Source organism: Anabaena sp. CCY 9910 (assembly GCF_963920875.1).
GTDB lineage: Bacteria > Cyanobacteriota > Cyanobacteriia > Cyanobacteriales > Nostocaceae > Trichormus > Trichormus variabilis.
Genome location: NZ_CAWUDJ010000016.1, coordinates 1 through 20,725 on the forward strand (window position 1 = coordinate 1; position 20,725 = coordinate 20,725).

Genomic DNA, 20,725 nt, shown 5'->3' on the forward strand with positions numbered 1-20,725 from the left:
AAGGGCTATGAAGCTTATACAGCAAGCACTTTAGGTTGCTTGTCGCCCCTTGAAGTGGTATAGATATAGGTTTTATCCGTCCCCCTGTTGAAGAGAACATATTTAACTGGGAGACAATTTTTCAAGAGTCGCTAATGGTAGCTTTACCTGAAACACATCTACTGGCAAATCAATTCAATATTCCTTTAACATCTTTGGGGAATGAGTCATTTATTCTATTTCCGAGAAAAATAGCGCCCGGACTCTACGATTTAATTATCAGTCTTTGTCAACAAGCAGGTTTTAGTCCTCATGTCGCCCAAGAAGCCATCCAAATGCAAACTACCGTCAGTTTAGTAGCAGCAGATATGGGGATAGCTATTGTCCCTGCATCTTTGCAAAATCTACAACGAACCGGAGTAGTTTATAAAAATATCCAAGAAGCCACTGCAAAAGTTGCATTAGCAATGACTTGGCGCAAAAACGAAACATCGCCAACTTTACAGAGATTTCTGCACACAGTTCGAGCGCTTCGGGAGTGTTTTTAAACCCTATTTACCATTGCCATGACTGTAGACAAAGGTACTTCGGCAAAATATTTCTGCTGAAATTGTTCTTCGCTGACGGTGGCTAAAAACTCTGCAATAGCGGTATCGGCGCTGCTGTCAATGATAGTATTAGGACTCCATATAAATTGCAAAGAACGATCTTGTCTTGTGACTGTAAAGCCCCAATATTTTAAAGCTTTGATGCCTAGAAGTAAGCTTCTGTCGCTAATTTTCAGTTTTTCTAAAATTTGTATACGGGTTGCTAATTGATTTGTGCGACTGAGATATTTAGCAATACCAACTAGGGTTATCCAAATTTCTTGTGGTGGTTGCAGACTGGGTTTAGACCAAGCAAGGACTAATTGTTGATTATTATAGAGCGATCGCCGCCACCAGGCGCGTAAATCATCCCAATTCATTGGGCATTCTTCTAGGATGAGGGATTGGGGATTGGGTGCTGGGGATTGAGGACTAGGGAGGTTACGCCAGTCGAGAATTTGGGTTGAGTGTTGGGTTTTGAGTTCTGAGTTAGGGTTGGGACGGACGGCGATTAATCTGATTTCGTAGCGTTTTTTAAAGGTGTTGTAGTCTAATTCCGCAATGCAATCACATCTACCTATGGGTAATTCATCTTTGTAATGTCCCCACCAAATACCGGGAAAGGGATTTTTGCTGGAGTCGTCACGGATATCAAATTCGGCTTTAATATACTGTACTTTTTTGCCTTGCGAATCTTGTTGATTGCGATGCCAAGAATTTTCAAACCAACAATTTTGAATCAAGAGTTTGGGAACAGGGTTGCCCATACCACAAGGTTCTAGCAGTTTTAATTCTAAAAATAACTCTTTACCTAAGTCTGCAACGGTGACTGCTATATCTGCTTGTACTGTTGGGGTAAGATTGACACTACCTAAGGTTTGCCGTAGTTGCTGATTAATTGCTTGGGTAAATAGGGGAATGTTTTGGGCTAACAAACTCAACCCAGCCGCAAAGGGATGTCCGCCAAAACGATGTAATAGATGTGCTTGGTGCTTCACCAATTGATATAAATCAACAGAATTCACTGAACGGGCTGAACCACGGGCGAGGGATTGGGAAGAATCTTGCTCATTCTCCAGTCCGTCAGTACTTAATAAAATTGTGGGGCGACCTGTTTCTTGGGCGACTTGTCCGGCGACTAGGCCTAATACACCTGCTGGCCATTGGGGGTCTTCGAGGACGATGACGCTGGTGGTGGATAAGTCTAACTGTGTAAGTTTTTGGGTGACTTGTGCTTGTACGTCTTTCTGTAAGGATTTACGCCTAGTGTTTGCTAGTTCTGTGACTTCAGCTAATTCATGACAGCGATTGATATCACGACTGGTTAATAGTTCTACACAGAAGCTAGCATCACCTTGAATGCGGCTGACAGCGTTAATGCGTGGCCCTAAACCAAAGGAAATATCTGTGGGGCGATCGCCACTCCTCTGGCACAATTCTAATAATCGCCCTACCCCTGGTCTACGCCTGGCGGTTGGTGGTTGTTGAAAATCGGCTTGCAGTCTCTGAATACCCAACTGTGCTAAATAACGACAATCTCCACTGAGTTGTACCAAATCAGCGATTAATCCGACTGCAACTAAATCGAGTAAATCTTCTAAAGGATTTTGGGGTACATCAGGTAAGGATTTATAAAGGGCTTCTATTAATTTATAAGCTACTCCCACACCTGATAAATGAAATAGCTGATGTTCGTTGGGTAAATAACGGGGGTTAATAATTGCTGTGACTGGTGGGCGTTCTGGGGGTAAGGTGTGATGGTCTGTCACTATGATATCTATACCTAATGTTTGGGCATAGATAATTTCGTCAATATTTGTACTACCTGTGTCGCAGGTGACGATTAATGTACAACCTTGCTTGGCTAAATTAGCAATACCAGCTTCATTCAATCCGTGGGATTCTTTGAGTCGATTAGGAATGTAATAATCTAACTGTTGATGTTGCTGAAAAAATTGCCCTAAACCATCCCACAAAACAGCAGTTGAAGTAATTCCATCAGCGTCAAAGTCTCCCCAAATGGCAATTTTTTCACCTTTGTTGCGTGCTTGTTGTAATCTTGCCACTGCCAACTGTATCTCTTGCCCAAACTCAAAGGCGCTAGCTGGTTGATAAGTTTTAAAGTTAATAAAGGCTGCTAATTGAGATTCTTGTTTTATTCCCCGTTGCCATAATAATTGTGCTGCATATATCCCTTTAGATGTAGCTGCATACTTCTGCACGGCTTGGATAAACCATTCTGGTGGTTGTTCGGTCGCTGTTATAATCCACTGCATTGAATTAATTTTAAAACTTATTAAAGTGGACTTTGTTCATCACTAATTTGATTTTCATTGATTAAGGGATTAATGACTACCTCGTTAGCAACTCCATCCGCTTTACGCGCTCGAATGGCAGGACGAGAACGCCTATAACCTGCTCTCTCAGCTTTTTGATGTTCGTAGTCAATTAGTCTGCCATAATAGGGATGCTTGCTTAAATTCATGGATAGAAAGATATGTTGGCGGATATTACCAAAACCTTTGCGGTTGAAAAATTTAACTGCTGGTGTATTTGTGGGGTCAGTATCTACTAGCATAAATCGCGCCCCATCTTCAATCATCCGAGCCACAACTTTATCAACTAATTTGTCAGCAACTCCCTGACGTTGAAATTTAGGATTTACTCCTAGCCATAAAATGTATCCATAAGTCCAAGATGCTTTTGTAATAATAGTTCCTAGAATAAATCCTGCTAGTTCTCCATCTGTTTCGGCAACTAAACAGTATTCTGGATCTGTGTTATATAGTCCAATTACTTCCCATTCATCCCAAGTACGATAAAGGTAAGGATATAAATCACTAGTAAATAGTTCTTCTCCTAAATGATATACAAGGGCTATATCATCTATGCCTAATTCGCGCACGTAAATAATATCATTTTCAGCAAAGTTTGCCATAATTTTTTAAAAAAATAGAGGCTAAATTAGTTTATTGACCTGGAAAGGGATATATATTTTCAGTACTTTTTCCTAAAGTGATACTTCTTCAATAGCGTCAAGATCAGGGAAAGATTGATTGATTGCTTGTGCTGTGATTTCCAGAGAATTTGATTCGCTACTATTTAGTTTATGACCGACTGTCGGTAGGAGGCGATCGCACTTTTTAGCAAATTGGCAATAATCACAGGCTTTACTATTTACGGGTACTTGGGGAAATAAAGTTCCTTGTTGATAATTATTTAGCCATTTAGTTAATTGATCTAGTAATTGATCTAGTTTTCTCGCTGTTTGAGTGTGTAAATTATGACTGTAAGTAAATTGAATATTTTGAGGTTTACCTTGAGATTGTACAAACCAGTAAGTCATAGAAATATTTTCGGGTGAGTATTGGCTAGTTTCAGCTAATACATACAGATATAAACGCGTTTGCCAATTCTGGGCTAATTTGCGTTTGTCTGGTGGTTTAGGGTATGTTTTCCAGTCAAAAATTTGGGCTTGTTGGTGGTCTGCAATTAATAAATCGTAGATAACCGTGAGTAAATAGTCTTGAAATTGGAGAGTGCGGTAGTGTTCACTTTCTCGAAAAGTTTGTCTATCGGTTGCTGGGGTCAGAATTTCTGGTGCTGCATTGGCAAAACCAGACATCCAGTTTTGTAGTTGGGTATCAGCTTGTAAGAAACTATCAATTGGCAAACCCATTTCTTGTTGCTGCATTAACAAGTGAAAGCGGCTACCTAAAGTTAGTTTGTCCGTATGGTCGGGATCTAAAGGTGAGTTGAGTTGTTCTAAGTGGGTATGTTGAAATTTACGCGGACAGGTTTCGAGTAAATTCAGTTGTCCTTGGGACAGACGTATTAATTGATTGTCAGTTGTCAGCATAATCCTATTTTAGAAGCGATCGCCTGACTATAACTAATAGGATTTTGGATCTGAGATAAACACCAAGTGGGAATAATAAAGTAATCGGTTTGAGGAAAGTATTTTTATGAGCAAAAAATCTCCCAGAGCCAAAGCTTGTAGCTGTCACAATATTACCTGCTGTCCCGCAAAAGAAGCAGGCAAACTATTTCTCTGGTTTCCCATTCCCCATACCCTGAAAAAAGTCACTGATTATTTACAAAAGTTGGCGATTAAGTTTGAATTGATGGGTGAAAGACCAGGTTTAGGTCTAGGTTGTAGAGCTGGACAAGCCCAAGAGATTGCTCATAGTGTGGCTCAAATCCTGACATCAAGAGAATTAAAAGAGACACAAGTTCTATTCATTCGCGGTGCTATCCAACCGCAACTCCAAGATTTTAGTGATATCTCATCATTACAACGCTTTGTCAAGTTTAGTCAGTCCGATTGGTTAGTAGAAATGCTGGCTCAGGAAAGATTCACCAGTCACTTTCAACCGATTGTCTCAATGAAGAATACATCAGAGATTTATGGATATGAAGCATTATTGCGCGGACTAGATGAACAAGGGAATTTAATACCGCCACAGCCCATTGTGGAGTTAGCAACCGAAGCTGGACTTCTTCCTCAACTCGACCGCATTGCTCGCCTGAGTACAATTGCTCAATTCAGCAGTCATCAAGTGAGTGGGCAAATTTTCATTAATTTTGCACCAACGGCGGTTTATGATCCAGCGTCTTGTCTTAAAAGTACAGTAGAAGCCATTGATCAAGCTGGTATTTCTCATGAACGGGTGGTATTTGAAGTTGTAGAGTCAGATAGTCCTCAGGATTTAGATCATCTGAAAGCTGTTCTCAAGTACTACCGGGATGCAGGTTTTTCTATAGCCCTTGATGACCTTGGTTCTGGTTATTCCAGTCTCAACTTACTACATCAATTACGTCCAGATTTTATTAAATTGGACATGGATTTAATTCGAGATGTGCATCAAGACTTATACAAAGCTTCAATTACCGAGAAGCTGTTAGAAATAGCTCAAAAGTTAAATATTCGTACCGTTGCTGAGGGGATTGAGTGCATTGAGGAACTAAATTGGGTACAAGAACGAGGTGCAACTTTTGCTCAGGGCTATTTAATTGCTAAACCTGATATAGTACCTGTGACAACAACACCGCATTTTGATACAAATACTTCAACTCTAGTTTTGCATTGTTCTAAGCAGGTTGAGCAGTTTGTCCAACACCAAAGTGAGTCTGAGAGAATTGTTGCTGCTGTTACACAACGTATTCGACAATCATTAAAGTTAGAGGAAATTTTGCAGACTACCGCAGATGAAGTGCGTCAGCTGTTTGAGGTAGACCGAGTATTAATCTATCGATTTGAGCCAGACTGGAGTGGATTAGTTGCTGTAGAGTCTTTAACGGAAGGATCTATGTCTATTCTGGGGTTTCATATCCTAGATACGTGCTTTCAATCTACTCATGCGGCTTACTACCAACAAGGCAATACTAGGGCGATGGAAGACATTGAAAATGCTGGACTGTCGCCATGTCATCTTCAGCTTTTGCAGAGTTTGCAAATTAGGGCAAATTTGATTGTGCCTATCTTACAAAAAGAACGTTTATGGGGACTATTAATCGCTCATCAATGCACTAGCACCCGACAATGGCAGCAATCTGAGATTAACTTATTTAACCAGCTGGCGAGTCAGGCCGCGATCGCCATTCAGCAGTCGGAACTTTATCTACAATTACAGCAAGCAAACCTGGAATTACAGCGCCTTGCTTGTTCAGATGGTCTGACTCAAGTAGCAAATCGACGCTGCTTTGATAATACGATCGCCTTAGTGTGGGAGCATTTAGCACGAGAGCAGGGTTCGTTATCTTTAATTTTGTGTGATGTCGATTGCTTTAAGCTTTATAACGATACCTTAGGGCATCTGGCTGGAGATGATGTACTTAGGCACGTAGCTGGGGCAATTTCTCGGAGTGTGAAAGGCCCTAGCGATTTAGTTGCTCGGTATGGTGGCGAAGAGTTTGCTGTTATTTTACCCAATACTGATGCGGAAGGGGCGATCGCTGTTGCTAAAGAAATTCAGTCCAATGTGAGTATATTACAACTGCCTCATCCTAGTTCTCAAGTTAGTGAACTCATTTCCTTAAGTCTTGGTTTAGCTACTACTATTCCCGATAGCCAGTCGTCTCCGGCAATTTTAATTGCTGCTGCTGATCAAGGACTATATCAAGCAAAAGCCCAAGGCAGAAATTGTCTAGTTCAGGTGGAGAGGATATGAATTAGGGATTCACGTAATCAGGTTTTTTGCTGGGGTAAGTTGCCAGGGCAACCCCTAAACCCCTAAACCCAGTCTCAACAAAAAATCCGGATGCGTAAGCCCAAATAAAAATAAAAGGTGAAAGAAATGAATTTTGCCTTTTAGTTCATCCTTTCACCTTTTTTATGTACCTGATGCTTATTTAATGTTAGCCTTTGCGTCCCTCACTGCGGCAAGAAAAAATAATCCTGTCAGAGGAATGCTCAAACCCAGGATAACTGCGGTGGTTTGGAAGCCTAAATCTGGTTGTCCATAACTGAGTTCAAACACCGAGCCAACAGCTGCGATCGCGCTTATGCAAGAGCCAAGGAGAAATAAACCGCTTTTTGGAGTTAAATACACTACTAATCCACCCTATGCTACTGGTTTCACTGCCTGATACGAGAAGCCATTTTTAGATAACTCCTGCGCCAAAGTCAAGGAATTATCTACACGGTCTACAAATACTACACCGTTGAGGTGATCCATCTCGTGTTGAATGCAGCGTCCGAGTAGGTCAGTAGCTTTCAAGGTCTGAGGACGGCCATTTTCATCTTTATAGGCAACTTCTACGACTTCCGGGCGTTTGACATCCATATAAACTCCCGGAATGCTTAAACACCCTTCTTGGGCGCTACAGATTTCGCGGCTGACTTGTTTAATTGTGGGGTTAATTAATACCAGTGGCGGATTCGCTGGGTTATCCGGTTCGCAATCGATGACAATGAGTTGTTTGTTAATTCCTACCTGGGGTGCAGCTAAACCAATGCCATCATTGCTGTACATAGTTTGTAGCATCTCCCGGATCAATTGCCGGGTTTCATCATCTACTTTGGTGATCCGCTTTGCTGGTTGACGCAGCACGCGATCGCCTAAATAGTGGAGTTGCAGAGGTGGATTTTTTAACTTTTTTTTCTCAACAGCAATTTCAGAAGGCATGACTTTTGTCGGCTAGATTGTGCAAATTCCTACTGACCTAATTCTATCAATTTAGTCATTAGTCCGTAGAGACGTTGCACGCAACGTCTGTCACTCAAAACAGAATTGTCCAACCTTGCTTTTGAGCCTGTTTTCTGGTGTAGGAAACACCATCAATCTTGATGCCTTTCTCATCTAGGAGAGTAATAATACCACCATTGTTGTCTAATTGAATACTATTGCTATCAATAGGTATTTTGACAACTTCACCGGAATTAATTACACCATATAGGTTTTGTTTGCGCTTGTTCCTATCTGCTAATGACCAACTATCCAAGTCTACTTTCTGGGGTGAAATATTAATTAAGGTAATCGTCTCTTTTGCTACATCTTCACCCGGAGGATTCACTAATGCAGCCACAATCCGTACTGCTCCGGTGGTGACAGTTGGTGTGATTATGTCTATATCGTCTATTCTGTTACCAGTGATATCGTCGGTATGGAATGTCTGGGATTGGAAGGCTAAGAAAATACCTACCCATTGATTTCGGGTTGGATAGTGAATCAACAGTCCGCCATCTTGCCAAACACCGTTGTCTTTTTTAAATTGGGCGGCGTTACCCTGGTTCATATGGATGTCATGAATACCGTTCCCTGGAAGAAACCCGAAATATTTGTCTTTGATATCCATTTCGGGTCCCCATCTTTCACCAAAAGGATAGAGGACTGCATCTGTGGAAGCGATCGCCCGTGCAATGTATAATTCCAGCAATTCATTGAGGTCATTATCAGGCCCCGGCACATCATAGGGCAAAGGCTTCATCTGTTTGGGGTCAAACAAATTCCCCCGAATGTAGTCTAAAGCAATTCCCCCTGGTTGGCGTGGCAACTCATAAAAGCCGAAATCTAACTCTAATAATTCTTTAGTTATGGGATGGGAGAAATTTTCATCCACAAGATAAAGCAATTCTGAAGGGCTTTGCTTTGATTTGACGTTGATAGCAATTCGGTGCTTTTGTTTGTTGTCCGTTACAAGTATTTGGTAATGGGGACTAGAACCTTCACCCAATTTACGATTTAGCGCACGACTTTTTAATACACCATAATTCTTTAAGGGCATTTATTTCTCCTAACTTTTAGGGTGCAGAATGCTACAACTGGATAATTGCTGGTTCACTAAGTTAATTACTAGGTATTGCTGGAATTGGCTAGTACCCAATAGGGTGATTTTTTGCTTTTATGTAGTCAATTAGCCACACACCAACCCTAACCAATGGAGATAAGCATCAGAATTCGTAGCTAGTAATTTTGCTCCTCGATAAGTTCTCAATACTGATTTGGCCGTCCCTTGCAGATTTGCCATTAGTCTTTGATTCTCAGCATTTGCTTCTCAGGCTAGACTCCACCACGTATTATTTTGCATCAGTAACTGGGTAATTTTCAGACTGCAAGTGCCATCAATACATTCATTATGAGCAACTGATTGTACTGAGAAATTAGAGAGAACTTGAGAAGAATTTAAATAACAAGTTAGATTCTGGAACTTATAGCGTTTCTTCACGAAGATGTGCTTTATTTGTGGACTGTAGAGACATTGCATACAACGTCTCTACATCATTTATGGGGTGCAACTTCATAGAGAATTGGTATTTGAGAGATATCTTCTCTTGTTTCTGGTAATTGCTCCTGATTAATTAAAGAATATTGCTGAAACCCAACTTTCATATCTTTTGGTATCGTACCAGGAGAAAACCAAGGCAATTCGTTACCTGTGAGCATAATATCAAAGTGTTGAGTGCTTGGTAGTGAACGGGGAATTCAAAATTACCTCCTAGCTGTAGGGTATGTTGAATTGATTTGTTCCCAGTCCTTCTTGGTCATGCGAAGCGATCCAGTTGATGGGACAATAAAAATGAGAAATCATGCCTACCTTCATATTGCTTCCGGCCTAAAGGAATCTGTAAAGATGTGGAAAAGAATTGTATTGACGTTGCTATTGGTCTTGAGTTTTAGCTTGAGTAATCCTGATGTAGCCAAGGCTGCTGGATTCAAAAGCTTTGTAGACACTGCTGATGGCTATGAGTTTTTATACCCTAATGGCTGGTTGCAGGTAAAAGTTGCTAACGGCCCTGATGTGGTGTTTCACGATTTAATTGAAATTTCCGAGAATATCTCTGTTGTCATTAGTCCCGTTCCCGATGACAAAAGTTTGAAAGAACTGGGTACACCAACGGAAGTAGGTTACAAATTGGGAAAAGCCGCTTTAGCACCTCCTGATTCTGGTCGCTCGGCTGAACTGGTCAACGCTTCTGAGTACGAATCAGAAGGTAAAACATACTACCACCTTGAGTATTTAGTAAAGCTTCCCAATCAGCAAGAACGACATAACATCGCCAGTGTGGCTGTTAGTCGTGGTAAACTTTTTACCTTTAACGCTTCGATTCCTGAAAAACGTTGGCGAAAAGTTAAAGGGACTATGGAAGATGTGGCGAACTCTTTTGTAGTGTATTAATAGAAAGTAGGAAATAGCTGTTGAGGGTTGAATGTTATCAATAATCAGGTAAATATATCAGGTCAGTTGTAAGACTTGATTGGCACAAAAAATAAACTCCTTCAATAATTAATTGAAGGAGTTACTTTAAGCCTTTATTGATAATTTTAGGAAATTTTTTTGAGCTGCTGGAGCTTAAGTTTGAATCTTTGGTTATGTTTGAGTACCGAACCAGCGCCGAGAGTCCCAAGGGCAATTAAGCTGAGGATAGAATTAGGCTCAGGGACGTTGATGATGGTTGCAGAAAAACTAATGGGTAACTCGCTATCTTCGCTTCCTAAATTTTCAAAACCTGGTGTTAAAGGCGGCGCTGAAAAAACTTCTAAATAACCGGGGGTGGGCAAAAAACTGGCAAAAAACGGACTAGCATAATTTCCCCCTGAAGTTGAATATCCAAAACCGTCACCAGTTAACTGCTGAGTATTCAGACTAATTAAATTGTCAACCCCAAAAGGTTCGTTTCCCGGTATTGGAGTCCCCACAGATTGTAAACCAGTAATTGTTTCGCCATTTCGTGTACCAGCAATTTCCAAAATCTCGTAGAAACCCAAATTATCAGGGATGTCATTAGTTTTAAAAGTACCTTTTGCTACTATGCCCGAACCAGAATAAATCCACTGCCAAAGTAAAGTAGAGGCAGAGGCGGCTTCCATACTCCCAAACAGCAATCCAGATGAAGCGGTGATAGCTGTAGCAGATAGTAGAGCTAGATTTTTCATTAATGTCGCTATTATGATTGCAGATATTGTAAATGATTTACGTATGTATGGGATTTTCCCACTATTTGTTTTTTACCTAAGTAAATTTTATGAAAACTACACAATTTATACTAGCTTCTGCTTCTCCGGCGCGTCGCCGCTTACTGCAAACTGTGGGTATTGAACCAATAGTTAGCCCTAGTGATTTTGATGAGTCGCAAATCGAAGAAACTGAACCCGGAAAGTTAGTGCAGATTCTCGCTCAATGTAAAGCGGAGACGGTAGCGCCACAGTTTCCATCAGGGTTGGTGATGGGGTGCGATTCGGTATTGGCTATTGATGGTAAAATTCACGGTAAACCAATAGATGCGGATGAAGCGATCGCTCGTTGGCAATTGATGCGAGGTCAGGTTGGCGACCTCTACACAGGCCATGTTTTGATTGACAATTTACAAAATCGCACTTTAGTCAAGTGTCAAGTAACAAGAGTTTACTTTGCTAATATTAGCGATCGCACTATTCAAGCCTATGTTGCCACAGGTGAACCACTCAAGTGTGCAGGTGCTTTTGCTTTGGAGGGTTTTGGTAGTTTATTTATAGAAAAAATCGCTGGTTGTCACAGCAATGTTATTGGGTTGAGTTTACCCCTACTTCGACAAATGCTAGAAGAGTTAAATTATGATGTCACTGATTTTTGGAAGTAGTTAGCACTTACCCATGAAACGAAAAATCAAGGGTTTGGAGAAGGGTATAGGGGTATAAATCAATTCAAAATACCCTACGGGAAGGCAAGCCTACAAAATTCAAAATTCAAAATTCAAAATAAATGTTTGAAACCCCTACACCCCTACACCCTTACCCCCTTACACCCAGTCTCAACAGATAACCTGGGTGCGTAAGTTTTATAATTACCTTTTACCTTCCTCCTCTGATTGACGTTGTGATTGTCTAAAAGCTTGGTACATATCTGGTAAACGGCTATAGAGGGCAGCGATTTTGAGATACATTTTGTGGGGAATAGCCGGAGTACCAGAAACAACTTCTCCTGGCTTAACATCGTGGAGAATACCTGTTTGAGCGGAAGCAGTCGAGCCGTCACCCATTTTTGCTTGATTAGCAATTCCCACTTGTCCTGCCAAAATCACGCGTTTGCCTAATTTTACACCTCCAGCCAGACCAGTTTGGGCGGCGATCGCACAGCCTGCGCCAATTTGGCAACCATGAGCAATTTGGACTAAGTTATCAATTTTGGTATCGTATCCCACTCTGGTTTCTCCCACTGAAGGGCGATCAATGGTAGAGTTACAACCTATGTCTACACGATCTTCTAAAACTACATAGCCTGATTGTTCCATTTTGTACCAACCATTGCGGGTAGGAACAAAGCCAAAGCCTTCCCCACCGATGACAGCACCACTATGAATAACGCAATCTGCACCGATTTGGCTGCGTTCCTCGATGGTGCAGTTAGCGTGTAAGATGGTGCGATCGCCTATTTTTACACCGGGGTAAATAACTACATTGGGGTGAATAATTACACCGTTACCAATTTCTACCCCTGGTTGAATCACGACATGGGGGCCAATGTAAACATCATTACCAATTTTAGTGGTCGGGTGAATGACGGCTGTGGGATGAATTTCTGGGGTTGGGGTGTATGGTTGGTAAAATAGAGCGATCGCTTTAGCAAACAACAGTCGCGGTTCTGGTGTCGCCATCCAAACAATACCCCGCGCTTGGGCTTGAGCCTGCATCCCTTCATTTTGTGGCAAAATCAAAGCACTAGCATTTGTCTCAGCGATAAAAGATGCAAACTTTGCACCTTCTATATAGCTGAGATTAGCACTTGTGGCTTCATCAATAGCTGCCATCCCTGTAATTTCAGGGTCATTGTTTGGGTTTTGTGTGAGGCTATGGTTTGTCACCTCTAGCTTTGATATGATGTCGCTAAATTTCATGTTGAGCTAACTACTAAAAAGTTACCGTTACTGACAGTTGATAACTTGCTAGTTTATCAGTTTCACTACGGCTGTACTTGGAGATTTTTTATCTGCTTACTTTTTTTGATAAATTGCAACAAACGGCTCATCAATTTCGGGGAAAGTACTATAACTAATAAAATTTTGATGATTAACTTATATGTATATATCTCCTTAATATTTTGGGGTCTTGAGTGAACATAACTCAGCAAATTGCCGATGACATACTTAATATCAACGGTTGCATTATTATCGATACTGTCTAGATATAACTCTACGTTGTATCTATAGATATTAGATAAACTATGATTTTTCAGGTATTGCAATTCCAAAGGAAGTACTTTCATAGCTTTATCTAAAATAGCCAAGCTAGCTTCCCGAATTATTTGTAATTTGAATGACTTGGATGTAACAGAACGGCGATAAAGAATTTGATGCTGTTTGACTACAACAAAAGGCCATTTATACGCCAAGCGTAACCAATAGTCCCAATCTTCACCTGACCTTAATGTAGTATCAAACTCTCCTACCGATGCTATTGCTGCTTTACGAATTAGAGGATTCGAGCCATTAGTGAGAAAATTCGCTAATAACAAATCTGTATATATATTCCCTTCATATACAGGTTCAAAAGGTTTTAATAATTCTCCTTTATCATCAATTGTATAAGTCCAGCTATAAGCCACACCAGCCTCTGGATGATGATTTAAAGCAGCTAATTGTAATTCAAGTTTATCAGGTGTCCACAAATCATCAGCATCAAGAAAACTGATAAAATCTCCTACTGCGTGAGAAATGCCATGATTGCGAGCGCCAGAAGCTCTACTATTTTCATATGAATAAACTTTCAAGCGCGCGTCATCAACATTTTGTAAAACTTCTACTGTTCTGTCTGTAGAACCATCATTGATCACAATGATTTCCAAATCTGAGAATGTTTGTTGTAGAACTGAGTGAATCGTTGCTAAAATTGTGCGTTCAGCGTTATAGGCGGGAATAATTACAGATATTTTAGGCATATTTGTTGTTAATCTCCACAAGATAAGTTCAGCAATCAAAAAACCATATAAGAGCTTGTTTAAAAATTAGCTCACAACAAATCAACTATGCCAGATAACTCTCAACCTAATTACCTTTAAAGTATTTCTCTAAACCTTGCTCAAAGTGTGAGTACGATTTTTGAAAATATACCTATAGCTCCATAAAACAGATACAGGAATAAACAGTAAATGAGATAATAAAACACCCACAGCTACCCAAAACACACCCCACTGAACTGTTAATAATACTGCGGCAGCAAAAAATATAGTAAATAGAAGATTAATATTTAAGTTAATATGGGTTTTATCTACAGCATTCAGTAAAAGTGAATTAGCCCATCCAAATACTCTAGGGATAACTGATAAACAAATTAAAATCAAAATTGGTACGGCTGTCGTCCATTTTTCGCCAAAGACTATTGGCACATATATAGGAGCTAAAATAGCTTGGGCTAGAATAATTGGTATGACAAACGATAGAATCTTCTTTAAACTATTGACATATCTTTGCTTAAATTCTGTCAAATTTTCTCTGACTGCACATATATAAGGGAATAAGGCAGACATAAATGTATTAATCACATTTATACTAATACCAGAACCAGCATTGAAGGCAAAAAAGTAAATTCCTAATTGTTCTGTACCTAGAAACTTACCAACTATTAAATAATCTAAGTTATTTCTGATTTTATTCAAAAATTCTACAGCCAGAATATTTTTTCCAAAACTGGTAACTTCTCGCCATTTATCGAGAGAAAATTTTGTTGGAGGTCGCCAAGAATTATTCATCCAAGTAACAATAAACCAAACTGGAGTTGAGAAAACTATAGGTAAAACTATAGCCCAAATCCCCATACCTAAAAGAGCAAACACAACTGTAATCACATTTCCGACAAATGCTTGAATAGCATTACATAAAGCTGTAATCTTTAGATGGTTATCGCGTTCAATCAGAGCAGAATTAATCATGTAAATAGGGTATATCAGGTATACAACAGCTAGGGTACAGATAGGGAAGACTAGTTGTTGATTACCATAAAATTGAGCGATGGGAAATGCAGCGATACATTGGCAAAAGAAAACTGAAATACCCAGAATTAGATTTAACCAAAATGAAGTATTACATATCGTGTTCAGATCCTTTTCATCAGCTTGAATAATCTTGGCGCCGATACCACCTCTGAGAGTGAAGACATTGGCAAATTCAAAAATTGTGTAGATGAGAGCCATTGCTCCGTAATCTTGGGAACTAAACATTCGCGCTAGAGTTACTGTCGTTCCTAAGCGAAAAATACGATTTATCAACTCTGCTGTTCCCAACCAACCTACATTGCGGATAAATTGACTTGATAATAGTTGTTTTATCTTTTTCATTAGCATGAGTAGCCAGTTGATATGAGCAGGTGAAATAAATACATGAACAAATAGCAAGATTAGGTTGCAGCGCCTAAAACCAATCTACGCAAGTTACGAATGAGCGATCGCAGGTTATCATAGCCTTGAGAGCCTAATAACTGCATAATCACAATAGCTATACTCAAACGTAAAAAATAGGCTGTGAAAAAAATCTGTGGGTAATGTAAAAGAGCTTGGCGACGATATTTGATTGCTTCCTGGTGATTCTTTTCATCCATACAAGTCCAAGCTGTATACAAATTTATCCACCCGTAGCTCCGGTTTCGCAAGTATAGTAGCTCTGTTGGGACAGTCTCAAAGGTTTTTTCAAAAACTCGGCGGATATTTTTGAGCATCTTCGGACGATTTTTGCTCATACTTTGTGAATGTCGGCGGTAGAGTGTGAGGGGTTCCTTGACAACCGCAAAGTGATAATGAGCCGCCAGTCTAATCCACATATCACGGTCTTCAGAACTGGTCAATTCTGTGTCAAATAAGCCTACTTTGTCAAAACAAATACGGCGCACCATTGCCGAACTACCGTTAGATATTTTGTCATTAACAACCATTTGTTCCCAGACATACCCTTCGACATCGGAAGCTACTATCACACCTGTAGGTTTACCAGTTTCATCAGTCCAAGCTGTCCACGTATAAACTAAACCAGCTTGTGGAGAATTATCTAAACATTTCACTTGTTTTTCTAGCTTAGTTGGTAGCCATAAATCATCAGCATCGATAAAGGCTATATATTCCCCAGATGCGTGGTTAATTCCCATGTTGCGCGCTCCCGATAAGCCTTGATTTTTTTGGGAAATTACTTGCACTCGTGGGTCAGTGATTTGTGCAGTCCAGGCAAGAATATTGTCTGAACTACCATCATTAATAATTAAAATTTCTATATCAGTAAATGTTTGTTGTAAGACACTCTCCACTGTGGCGGGGAGGTATTGCATTGCATTATAAGCGGGAATAACAACTGATACTTTTGGCATAAGTTTGGAGGTAATTTCAATGCAGAATTATGCAGGAGTTTAAGGTATTAAGGCTAAGATGTTTCTTCGCAAAGCTCGACTGATATTTCTAACTCCATCCAAGCCAGAAGCACCAAAGAAACGAGTTACCAATATGGCAAATTTTTGAGACAGACCAGACTTAGAATAAATAACTTGAGGGTCGCTATTATAAGCTTGTTGACGATAATAAATAGCTTGTTCGTAATTTCTATTATCTAAAGCTCTCCAGGCGAGATATAAATAAACTAAAGCATAGGCACGTTGTTTTAAGTTTTGTAGTTCTGGGGGTACAGATTTAAAGGTTTTTTCGATGACAGATTGGTTTTCTCGAAATACGCGATCGCAGTTTTTTGACATACTGCTACGATGTTGCCGATAAAGGGTTAATGGTTCTTTAATTAAGCCAAAACTATATCTAGATGCAATGCGAATCCACATATCCCAATCGGATGAGCCACCCATCTCTGGGTCGAATAAACCTACTTCTCGAAAACAAATATTTCGGACTAAAGGTGAACTACCACAGACAACAGTAGGACATTGAATAATTTGTTTCCAGACATTACCTTCGGCATTAGTTTTCAGTACCGTTCCTGTAGATTTCCCTGTTTCATCAACTAGCATTACCCAAGTATCTACTAAGCCAATTTCTTGATTTTCATCTAAGCAAGATACTTGTTTTTCTAGTTTGCTTGGTTCCCAGAGATCATCTGCATCCAAAAATGCTATGTATTCACCTTGCGCTTGCATCACACCTGTGTTGTGTGCGCCTGTTAAACCTTGGTTTTCTTGGGTGATAAGGCGGATTCTGCCATCAGTGAGACTAGAAACCCATTCAACAATATTGTCAGAGCTACCATCATTAATTATCAATACTTCAAAGTCGGTAAATGTTTGAGCAAAAACAGTTTCCAGCGTTGTTGGTAAATAGTCCATAGAATTATAAGCTGGAATCACTACAGAAACTTTGGGCATAATGTTTAGTTCTTGAATGTAATTAATGGTTTTGTTGATCACCTTGAATAGTTTTTAAAATCAACTCACGGTACCTTAAAGCTATGTTTTCCCAACTGAAACCCAGAGCATTCTGACGCGCTCTCACTTGCCAATCTTGAGTTAAAATCTCTCTAATAGCCGCAGCATAAATATCTGGATTCGTCACATCACATAATCTACCAGCATCACCAACAATCTGACGGCGCATTTCATCATCGGTAGCAACCACAGGTAAACCACTAGCCATTGCTTCCAAATAAGCCAATCCAAATGGCTCATCAATTGAAGGTAGAGTAAATACATCAGCACTACGATAAACTGTCGGCATTTGTTCATAGGGAAAGCTTTGAATCTTAAAACGCTCTTTCCCTAATAACTCATCACCCTTAGCTTGAAAGTAATCACGGTCAATACCATCGCCGCATAATAATAAACTGATTTGGGGTAAACGGGCTACTGCCTCCATAGCTAATCCAATGCGCTTATGGCTATGACGTTTGAGAGAGGCGACACAAAGAACAATAGGTTTTGGCAGACCAAACTTGATGTGATTTCCTACTGGAGTAAATCTATTTATGTCTACACCATTAGGAATAATGCTCACCTTTTGCTGAGGTTGTACACTACGTACAAATTCAGCCATTGCTTCAGAAAAAACAACTAATTGATCAGGATGAAACCGCAAATTACGTGTTAATGATTTACCTCCTCCCAATAAGCCGACGTGTTCGGTAAAAAGTATTGGCGTACCTTTGATAGCTCTGACAAAAGCTGCCATCGCCATCCCGCCATAGTCATTACAAGGAAATATCAAATCAGCAGATTTAGTTAATAGTTGAATAGCACAAGGGAAAAAATTGCTGAGATGTTCAATCACTATTTCAGGATGGCTAGCAAACCTAGAAAGTAGTTTAGAAATAAGCGGATGGCGGACAATGTTAAAGGCTTGAGTGCGTGAAATACCACCAGATGGAAAGGAAAAAGAGCCACAGTCAGCGCCGCTCAAAAGTTCCACATTGAAGTACGAATTAAGATGTCTTGCTAACTCTATGGCAAAAATTTCTGAGCCACCACTCCAATTTACTCCCGCACTAGGATGTACTAATACAACTCGGTAACGCTTTTGGTTTTCTAATGGTGATAGATGATTTTTGCTTGTAGAGTTAATTACTTGTTGTGTCATGTTTTGGCTGCGTCATGGATGTGCAGTTGGCGTGAATGTTGCGCGATGACATACAGTCACCTATATTGCCGTCGGCATAAATTACTAAATGAGGATGGAGATGATATCATTAGTAATTTTTGTCCGCGTCTTGAATCACGGCATAGATTTTAAAACATCACGGCCAAGGTCATTTTATCCAGATACTAAAAGAGCCTTATACCCCTAAGAGGAAGATATTTTTCTTGATTATTTAATCATTAGTGGGTTATTTTTATTTCTTAGGATATATATTTTAGTTAATATCCATTTTTTTATCAGCCAGATAATTAAATCCTGAGCATAATTTGCTAATAAAATTGGCGGGTGCAAGCGAATTGCCTGCCATAATTTTTCTCTAGCATGACGGACTGCCTCAATATTGTTAATATTCTGCTTAAGGTATTGTTGTGTAGAATATTGATAAATCCAAGCCAAACTCTGGTTTTTTAAATATTGCAGTTCCGGTTTTACAGACTGAAAAGTTTTTTCAATCACTAATAATCCATTATCTTCCATATTTTTAACTTTAGTAGATGACATGGAAGTGGCAGATTGACGATAAAAGATTTGGTGTTTGGGAACTACAACAAAGTTCCAAGCAGCTGATAAACGTAACCAATAATCCCAATCTTCACAAGCCGTATAGTTAGAATCAAACTCTCCTACAGATTCAATGGCTTGCTTACGAACTAGGGGATTTGAACCACTAGCAAGAAAATTATTAACTAACAAATTAGCTTGGACATCACCCTCAAAGAATAGGGAAACACCAGGGATTGAAGATTTTCCCTGCTCATCCATAAAATAAGTCCAACTATAAGCAACTCCCGCCTCTGGATTTTGTTGTAATGCTGTTAGTTGCAATTCTAATTTATCTGGTGTCCACAAATCATCGGCATCAAGGAAAGCAATAAATTCCCCACTTGCAAGAGAAATTCCTCTATTACGTGCTACTGGTAAACCACCATTTTCATAAGAAAATATCTTCAATCGCTCATCTTGAATATTCTGAATTAACTCTAGAGTCCGGTCAGTAGAACCATCATTAATGATAATCAACTCAAAATCGGAGAATGTCTGTTGCTGAACAGAAGATATTGTCTCTAAAATTGTGCGTTCAGCATTATAGGCAGGAATAATTACAGATATAGTAGGCATAAGTATTTCCGGATAATTTATTTTTTTGTGTTCCCTTAATTGACAAATCCTCTTTAAGTATTGTGAGATTTTTCAGGAATATAAACCATGTGAAATTGTAATAATATCCAACTTTTAATAAGTTTTCTTATGAGACCATGAGTATAGTCTTCTAAAAGGTTTTTTGGATAGAGATTAATAGCCATTTTTAATCTTTTAGCGGCTAGTTTAATATCAGCGAGTTTATCACTGTTATATTTCAAACATTGTTGAGCCGTAAATTTGTAAACCCATGCTAGACTTTGTTTTTTTAGATGTTGTAATTCTGGAGGAGCGGTATTAAAAGCTCTCTCTATGACAACAGAACTATACTTTTCCATAACATCTAATTTAGATGTCATAGCAGTTGGGGACTGACGATAGATAATTTGTGCTTTTTTAACTAAAGCAAACTGCCATTTAGCCGCTAACCGTAGGTAAAAATCCCAATCTTCGCAAGATTTCAAAGTCGGATCAAAAAGTCCTACAGAGTCAATCGCTGCTCGCCGAATTAGAGGATTGGAACCGTTCTGCAAAAAATTCTTGACTAGTAACTCAGCATAAACATCACCTGCAAATGAATTAGATTCGTCAGCATAAGAATCGGCTTCATTTGCAAATTTATAATAAGTCCAACTATAAGCTAATCCTGCTTCTGGATATTCTTGTAATGCAGCAAACTGAAGTTCTAGCTTATCTGGTGTCCAAAGATCATCAGCATCAATAAAAGCAATAAATTGACCTACAGCGTTGGTAATACCGCGATTACGAGCTACGGGTAAACCACCATTTTCATAAGAAAAGATTTTCAAGCGATTATCTTGAATATTTTTCACAAGCTCAAGAGTCTTATCTGTTGAGCCATCATTGATCACAATGATTTCAATATCTAGGAAGGTTTGCTGTTGAACGGAAGCAATGGTTTCAATAATGGTTTTTTCACCATTGTATACAGGAATGATTACAGATATTATTGGCACAAAATTTAGCCTCCCTAA

The 20,725-nt window shown here is 39.5% G+C and carries 20 protein-coding genes; 4 read left to right on the plus strand and 16 right to left on the minus strand.

What is annotated here, in order from left to right:
• Positions 1-65 precede the first annotated feature (65 nt).
• Positions 66-527: a LysR family substrate-binding domain-containing protein gene (locus ACM5QX_RS13765; RefSeq protein ID WP_414754130.1), complete on the plus strand. Its 462-nt coding sequence runs from the start codon at positions 66-68 to the stop codon at positions 525-527.
• Here the strand turns inward: ACM5QX_RS13765 and recJ are convergent.
• The 3 genes from recJ to ACM5QX_RS13780 all read right to left on the minus strand — a co-directional run bounded on the left by recJ (position 524) and on the right by ACM5QX_RS13780 (position 4,425).
• Positions 524-2,842 (minus strand): single-stranded-DNA-specific exonuclease RecJ, encoded by a 2,319-nt coding sequence (gene recJ, locus ACM5QX_RS13770; protein ID WP_414754022.1) that lies wholly within the window; start codon positions 2,840-2,842, stop codon positions 524-526. The two genes, ACM5QX_RS13765 and recJ, sit on opposite strands and share 4 nt — an antisense overlap.
• Positions 2,843-2,862: 20 nt before the next feature.
• The gene (locus tag ACM5QX_RS13775; RefSeq protein ID WP_011317681.1) at positions 2,863-3,504 is read right to left on the minus strand and encodes a GNAT family N-acetyltransferase; all 642 of its coding nucleotides are present in this window, start codon (positions 3,502-3,504) and stop codon (positions 2,863-2,865) included.
• Between the two features lie 72 nt (positions 3,505-3,576).
• Positions 3,577-4,425 (minus strand): PD-(D/E)XK nuclease family protein, encoded by an 849-nt coding sequence (locus ACM5QX_RS13780; protein WP_414754023.1) that lies wholly within the window; start codon positions 4,423-4,425, stop codon positions 3,577-3,579.
• Between the two features lie 106 nt (positions 4,426-4,531).
• Here ACM5QX_RS13780 and ACM5QX_RS13785 point away from each other — a divergent pair, with 106 nt between their 5' ends.
• A complete protein-coding gene (locus ACM5QX_RS13785) occupies positions 4,532-6,736 on the plus strand; it encodes an EAL domain-containing protein (RefSeq protein ID WP_414754024.1) in 2,205 nt (734 codons plus the stop codon).
• A 177-nt stretch (positions 6,737-6,913) separates the two neighbouring features.
• On the opposite strand, the gene ACM5QX_RS13790 is transcribed toward ACM5QX_RS13785, so the two are convergent.
• From ACM5QX_RS13790 to ACM5QX_RS13805, 4 genes are all read right to left on the minus strand, one after another.
• Positions 6,914-7,117, minus strand: a complete 204-nt coding sequence (locus ACM5QX_RS13790) for a hypothetical protein (protein ID WP_190565407.1) — start codon at positions 7,115-7,117, stop codon at positions 6,914-6,916.
• A gap of 12 nt (positions 7,118-7,129) precedes the next feature.
• A complete protein-coding gene (gene def, locus ACM5QX_RS13795) occupies positions 7,130-7,693 on the minus strand; it encodes a peptide deformylase (protein WP_414754025.1) in 564 nt (187 codons plus the stop codon).
• Between the two features lie 94 nt (positions 7,694-7,787).
• A complete protein-coding gene (locus tag ACM5QX_RS13800) occupies positions 7,788-8,792 on the minus strand; it encodes a DUF2278 family protein (RefSeq protein ID WP_414754026.1) in 1,005 nt (334 codons plus the stop codon).
• 494 nt (positions 8,793-9,286) lie between these two features.
• Complete coding sequence (locus ACM5QX_RS13805) at positions 9,287-9,451, minus strand: hypothetical protein (RefSeq protein ID WP_414754027.1); 165 nt, start codon at positions 9,449-9,451, stop codon at positions 9,287-9,289.
• A gap of 187 nt (positions 9,452-9,638) precedes the next feature.
• On the opposite strand from ACM5QX_RS13805, the gene psbP reads away from it, so the two are divergent.
• Positions 9,639-10,184: a photosystem II reaction center PsbP gene (gene psbP, locus ACM5QX_RS13810; protein WP_041456005.1), complete on the plus strand. Its 546-nt coding sequence runs from the start codon at positions 9,639-9,641 to the stop codon at positions 10,182-10,184.
• A 146-nt stretch (positions 10,185-10,330) separates the two neighbouring features.
• On the opposite strand, the gene ACM5QX_RS13815 is transcribed toward psbP, so the two are convergent.
• Positions 10,331-10,942, minus strand: coding sequence for a PEP-CTERM sorting domain-containing protein (locus ACM5QX_RS13815; RefSeq protein ID WP_414754028.1), 612 nt, complete (start codon positions 10,940-10,942; stop codon positions 10,331-10,333).
• A gap of 89 nt (positions 10,943-11,031) precedes the next feature.
• On the opposite strand from ACM5QX_RS13815, the gene ACM5QX_RS13820 reads away from it, so the two are divergent.
• Positions 11,032-11,625 carry a nucleoside triphosphate pyrophosphatase gene (locus ACM5QX_RS13820; RefSeq protein ID WP_011317690.1) on the plus strand — a complete coding sequence of 198 codons (594 nt, stop codon included), beginning with the start codon at positions 11,032-11,034 and terminating at the stop codon, positions 11,623-11,625.
• Positions 11,626-11,829: 204 nt separating this feature from the next.
• On the opposite strand, the gene lpxD is transcribed toward ACM5QX_RS13820, so the two are convergent.
• From lpxD to ACM5QX_RS13860, 8 genes are all read right to left on the minus strand, one after another.
• The gene (gene lpxD, locus ACM5QX_RS13825) at positions 11,830-12,879 is read right to left on the minus strand and encodes a UDP-3-O-(3-hydroxymyristoyl)glucosamine N-acyltransferase (protein ID WP_414754029.1); all 1,050 of its coding nucleotides are present in this window, start codon (positions 12,877-12,879) and stop codon (positions 11,830-11,832) included.
• A 65-nt stretch (positions 12,880-12,944) separates the two neighbouring features.
• Positions 12,945-13,919, minus strand: coding sequence for a glycosyltransferase family 2 protein (locus ACM5QX_RS13830; protein WP_414754030.1), 975 nt, complete (start codon positions 13,917-13,919; stop codon positions 12,945-12,947).
• A gap of 129 nt (positions 13,920-14,048) precedes the next feature.
• On the minus strand, positions 14,049-15,320 hold the full coding sequence (locus tag ACM5QX_RS13835; protein WP_414754031.1) for a lipopolysaccharide biosynthesis protein: 1,272 nt from the start codon (positions 15,318-15,320) through the stop codon (positions 14,049-14,051).
• A gap of 53 nt (positions 15,321-15,373) precedes the next feature.
• Complete coding sequence (locus tag ACM5QX_RS13840; protein WP_414754032.1) at positions 15,374-16,330, minus strand: glycosyltransferase family 2 protein; 957 nt, start codon at positions 16,328-16,330, stop codon at positions 15,374-15,376.
• Between the two features lie 39 nt (positions 16,331-16,369).
• On the minus strand, positions 16,370-17,326 hold the full coding sequence (locus ACM5QX_RS13845; RefSeq protein ID WP_414754033.1) for a glycosyltransferase family 2 protein: 957 nt from the start codon (positions 17,324-17,326) through the stop codon (positions 16,370-16,372).
• A 22-nt stretch (positions 17,327-17,348) separates the two neighbouring features.
• Positions 17,349-18,530, minus strand: coding sequence for a glycosyltransferase (locus ACM5QX_RS13850; protein WP_414754034.1), 1,182 nt, complete (start codon positions 18,528-18,530; stop codon positions 17,349-17,351).
• Positions 18,531-18,758: 228 nt separating this feature from the next.
• The gene (locus ACM5QX_RS13855) at positions 18,759-19,709 is read right to left on the minus strand and encodes a glycosyltransferase family 2 protein (protein ID WP_414754035.1); all 951 of its coding nucleotides are present in this window, start codon (positions 19,707-19,709) and stop codon (positions 18,759-18,761) included.
• A 53-nt stretch (positions 19,710-19,762) separates the two neighbouring features.
• Positions 19,763-20,707, minus strand: a complete 945-nt coding sequence (locus tag ACM5QX_RS13860) for a glycosyltransferase family 2 protein (protein ID WP_414754036.1) — start codon at positions 20,705-20,707, stop codon at positions 19,763-19,765.
• Positions 20,708-20,725 lie beyond the last annotated feature (18 nt).

What these genes read in the sequence shown, in the direction of transcription:
- recJ (WP_414754022.1), bottom strand. Translation starts at nt 2,842, where the DNA reads ATGCAGTGGATTATAACAGCGACCGAACAACCACCAGAATGGTTTATC.
- ACM5QX_RS13775 (WP_011317681.1), bottom strand. Translation starts at nt 3,504, where the DNA reads ATGGCAAACTTTGCTGAAAATGATATTATTTACGTGCGCGAATTAGGC.
- ACM5QX_RS13780 (WP_414754023.1), bottom strand. Translation starts at nt 4,425, where the DNA reads ATGCTGACAACTGACAATCAATTAATACGTCTGTCCCAAGGACAACTG.
- ACM5QX_RS13785 (WP_414754024.1), top strand. Translation starts at nt 4,532, where the DNA reads ATGAGCAAAAAATCTCCCAGAGCCAAAGCTTGTAGCTGTCACAATATT.
- def (WP_414754025.1), bottom strand. Translation starts at nt 7,693, where the DNA reads ATGCCTTCTGAAATTGCTGTTGAGAAAAAAAAGTTAAAAAATCCACCT.
- ACM5QX_RS13800 (WP_414754026.1), bottom strand. Translation starts at nt 8,792, where the DNA reads ATGCCCTTAAAGAATTATGGTGTATTAAAAAGTCGTGCGCTAAATCGT.
- ACM5QX_RS13805 (WP_414754027.1), bottom strand. Translation starts at nt 9,451, where the DNA reads ATGCTCACAGGTAACGAATTGCCTTGGTTTTCTCCTGGTACGATACCA.
- psbP (WP_041456005.1), top strand. Translation starts at nt 9,639, where the DNA reads ATGTGGAAAAGAATTGTATTGACGTTGCTATTGGTCTTGAGTTTTAGC.
- ACM5QX_RS13815 (WP_414754028.1), bottom strand. Translation starts at nt 10,942, where the DNA reads ATGAAAAATCTAGCTCTACTATCTGCTACAGCTATCACCGCTTCATCT.
- ACM5QX_RS13820 (WP_011317690.1), top strand. Translation starts at nt 11,032, where the DNA reads ATGAAAACTACACAATTTATACTAGCTTCTGCTTCTCCGGCGCGTCGC.
- lpxD (WP_414754029.1), bottom strand. Translation starts at nt 12,879, where the DNA reads ATGAAATTTAGCGACATCATATCAAAGCTAGAGGTGACAAACCATAGC.
- ACM5QX_RS13830 (WP_414754030.1), bottom strand. Translation starts at nt 13,919, where the DNA reads ATGCCTAAAATATCTGTAATTATTCCCGCCTATAACGCTGAACGCACA.
- ACM5QX_RS13835 (WP_414754031.1), bottom strand. Translation starts at nt 15,320, where the DNA reads ATGCTAATGAAAAAGATAAAACAACTATTATCAAGTCAATTTATCCGC.
- ACM5QX_RS13840 (WP_414754032.1), bottom strand. Translation starts at nt 16,330, where the DNA reads ATGCCAAAAGTATCAGTTGTTATTCCCGCTTATAATGCAATGCAATAC.
- ACM5QX_RS13845 (WP_414754033.1), bottom strand. Translation starts at nt 17,326, where the DNA reads ATGCCCAAAGTTTCTGTAGTGATTCCAGCTTATAATTCTATGGACTAT.
- ACM5QX_RS13850 (WP_414754034.1), bottom strand. Translation starts at nt 18,530, where the DNA reads ATGACACAACAAGTAATTAACTCTACAAGCAAAAATCATCTATCACCA.
- ACM5QX_RS13855 (WP_414754035.1), bottom strand. Translation starts at nt 19,709, where the DNA reads ATGCCTACTATATCTGTAATTATTCCTGCCTATAATGCTGAACGCACA.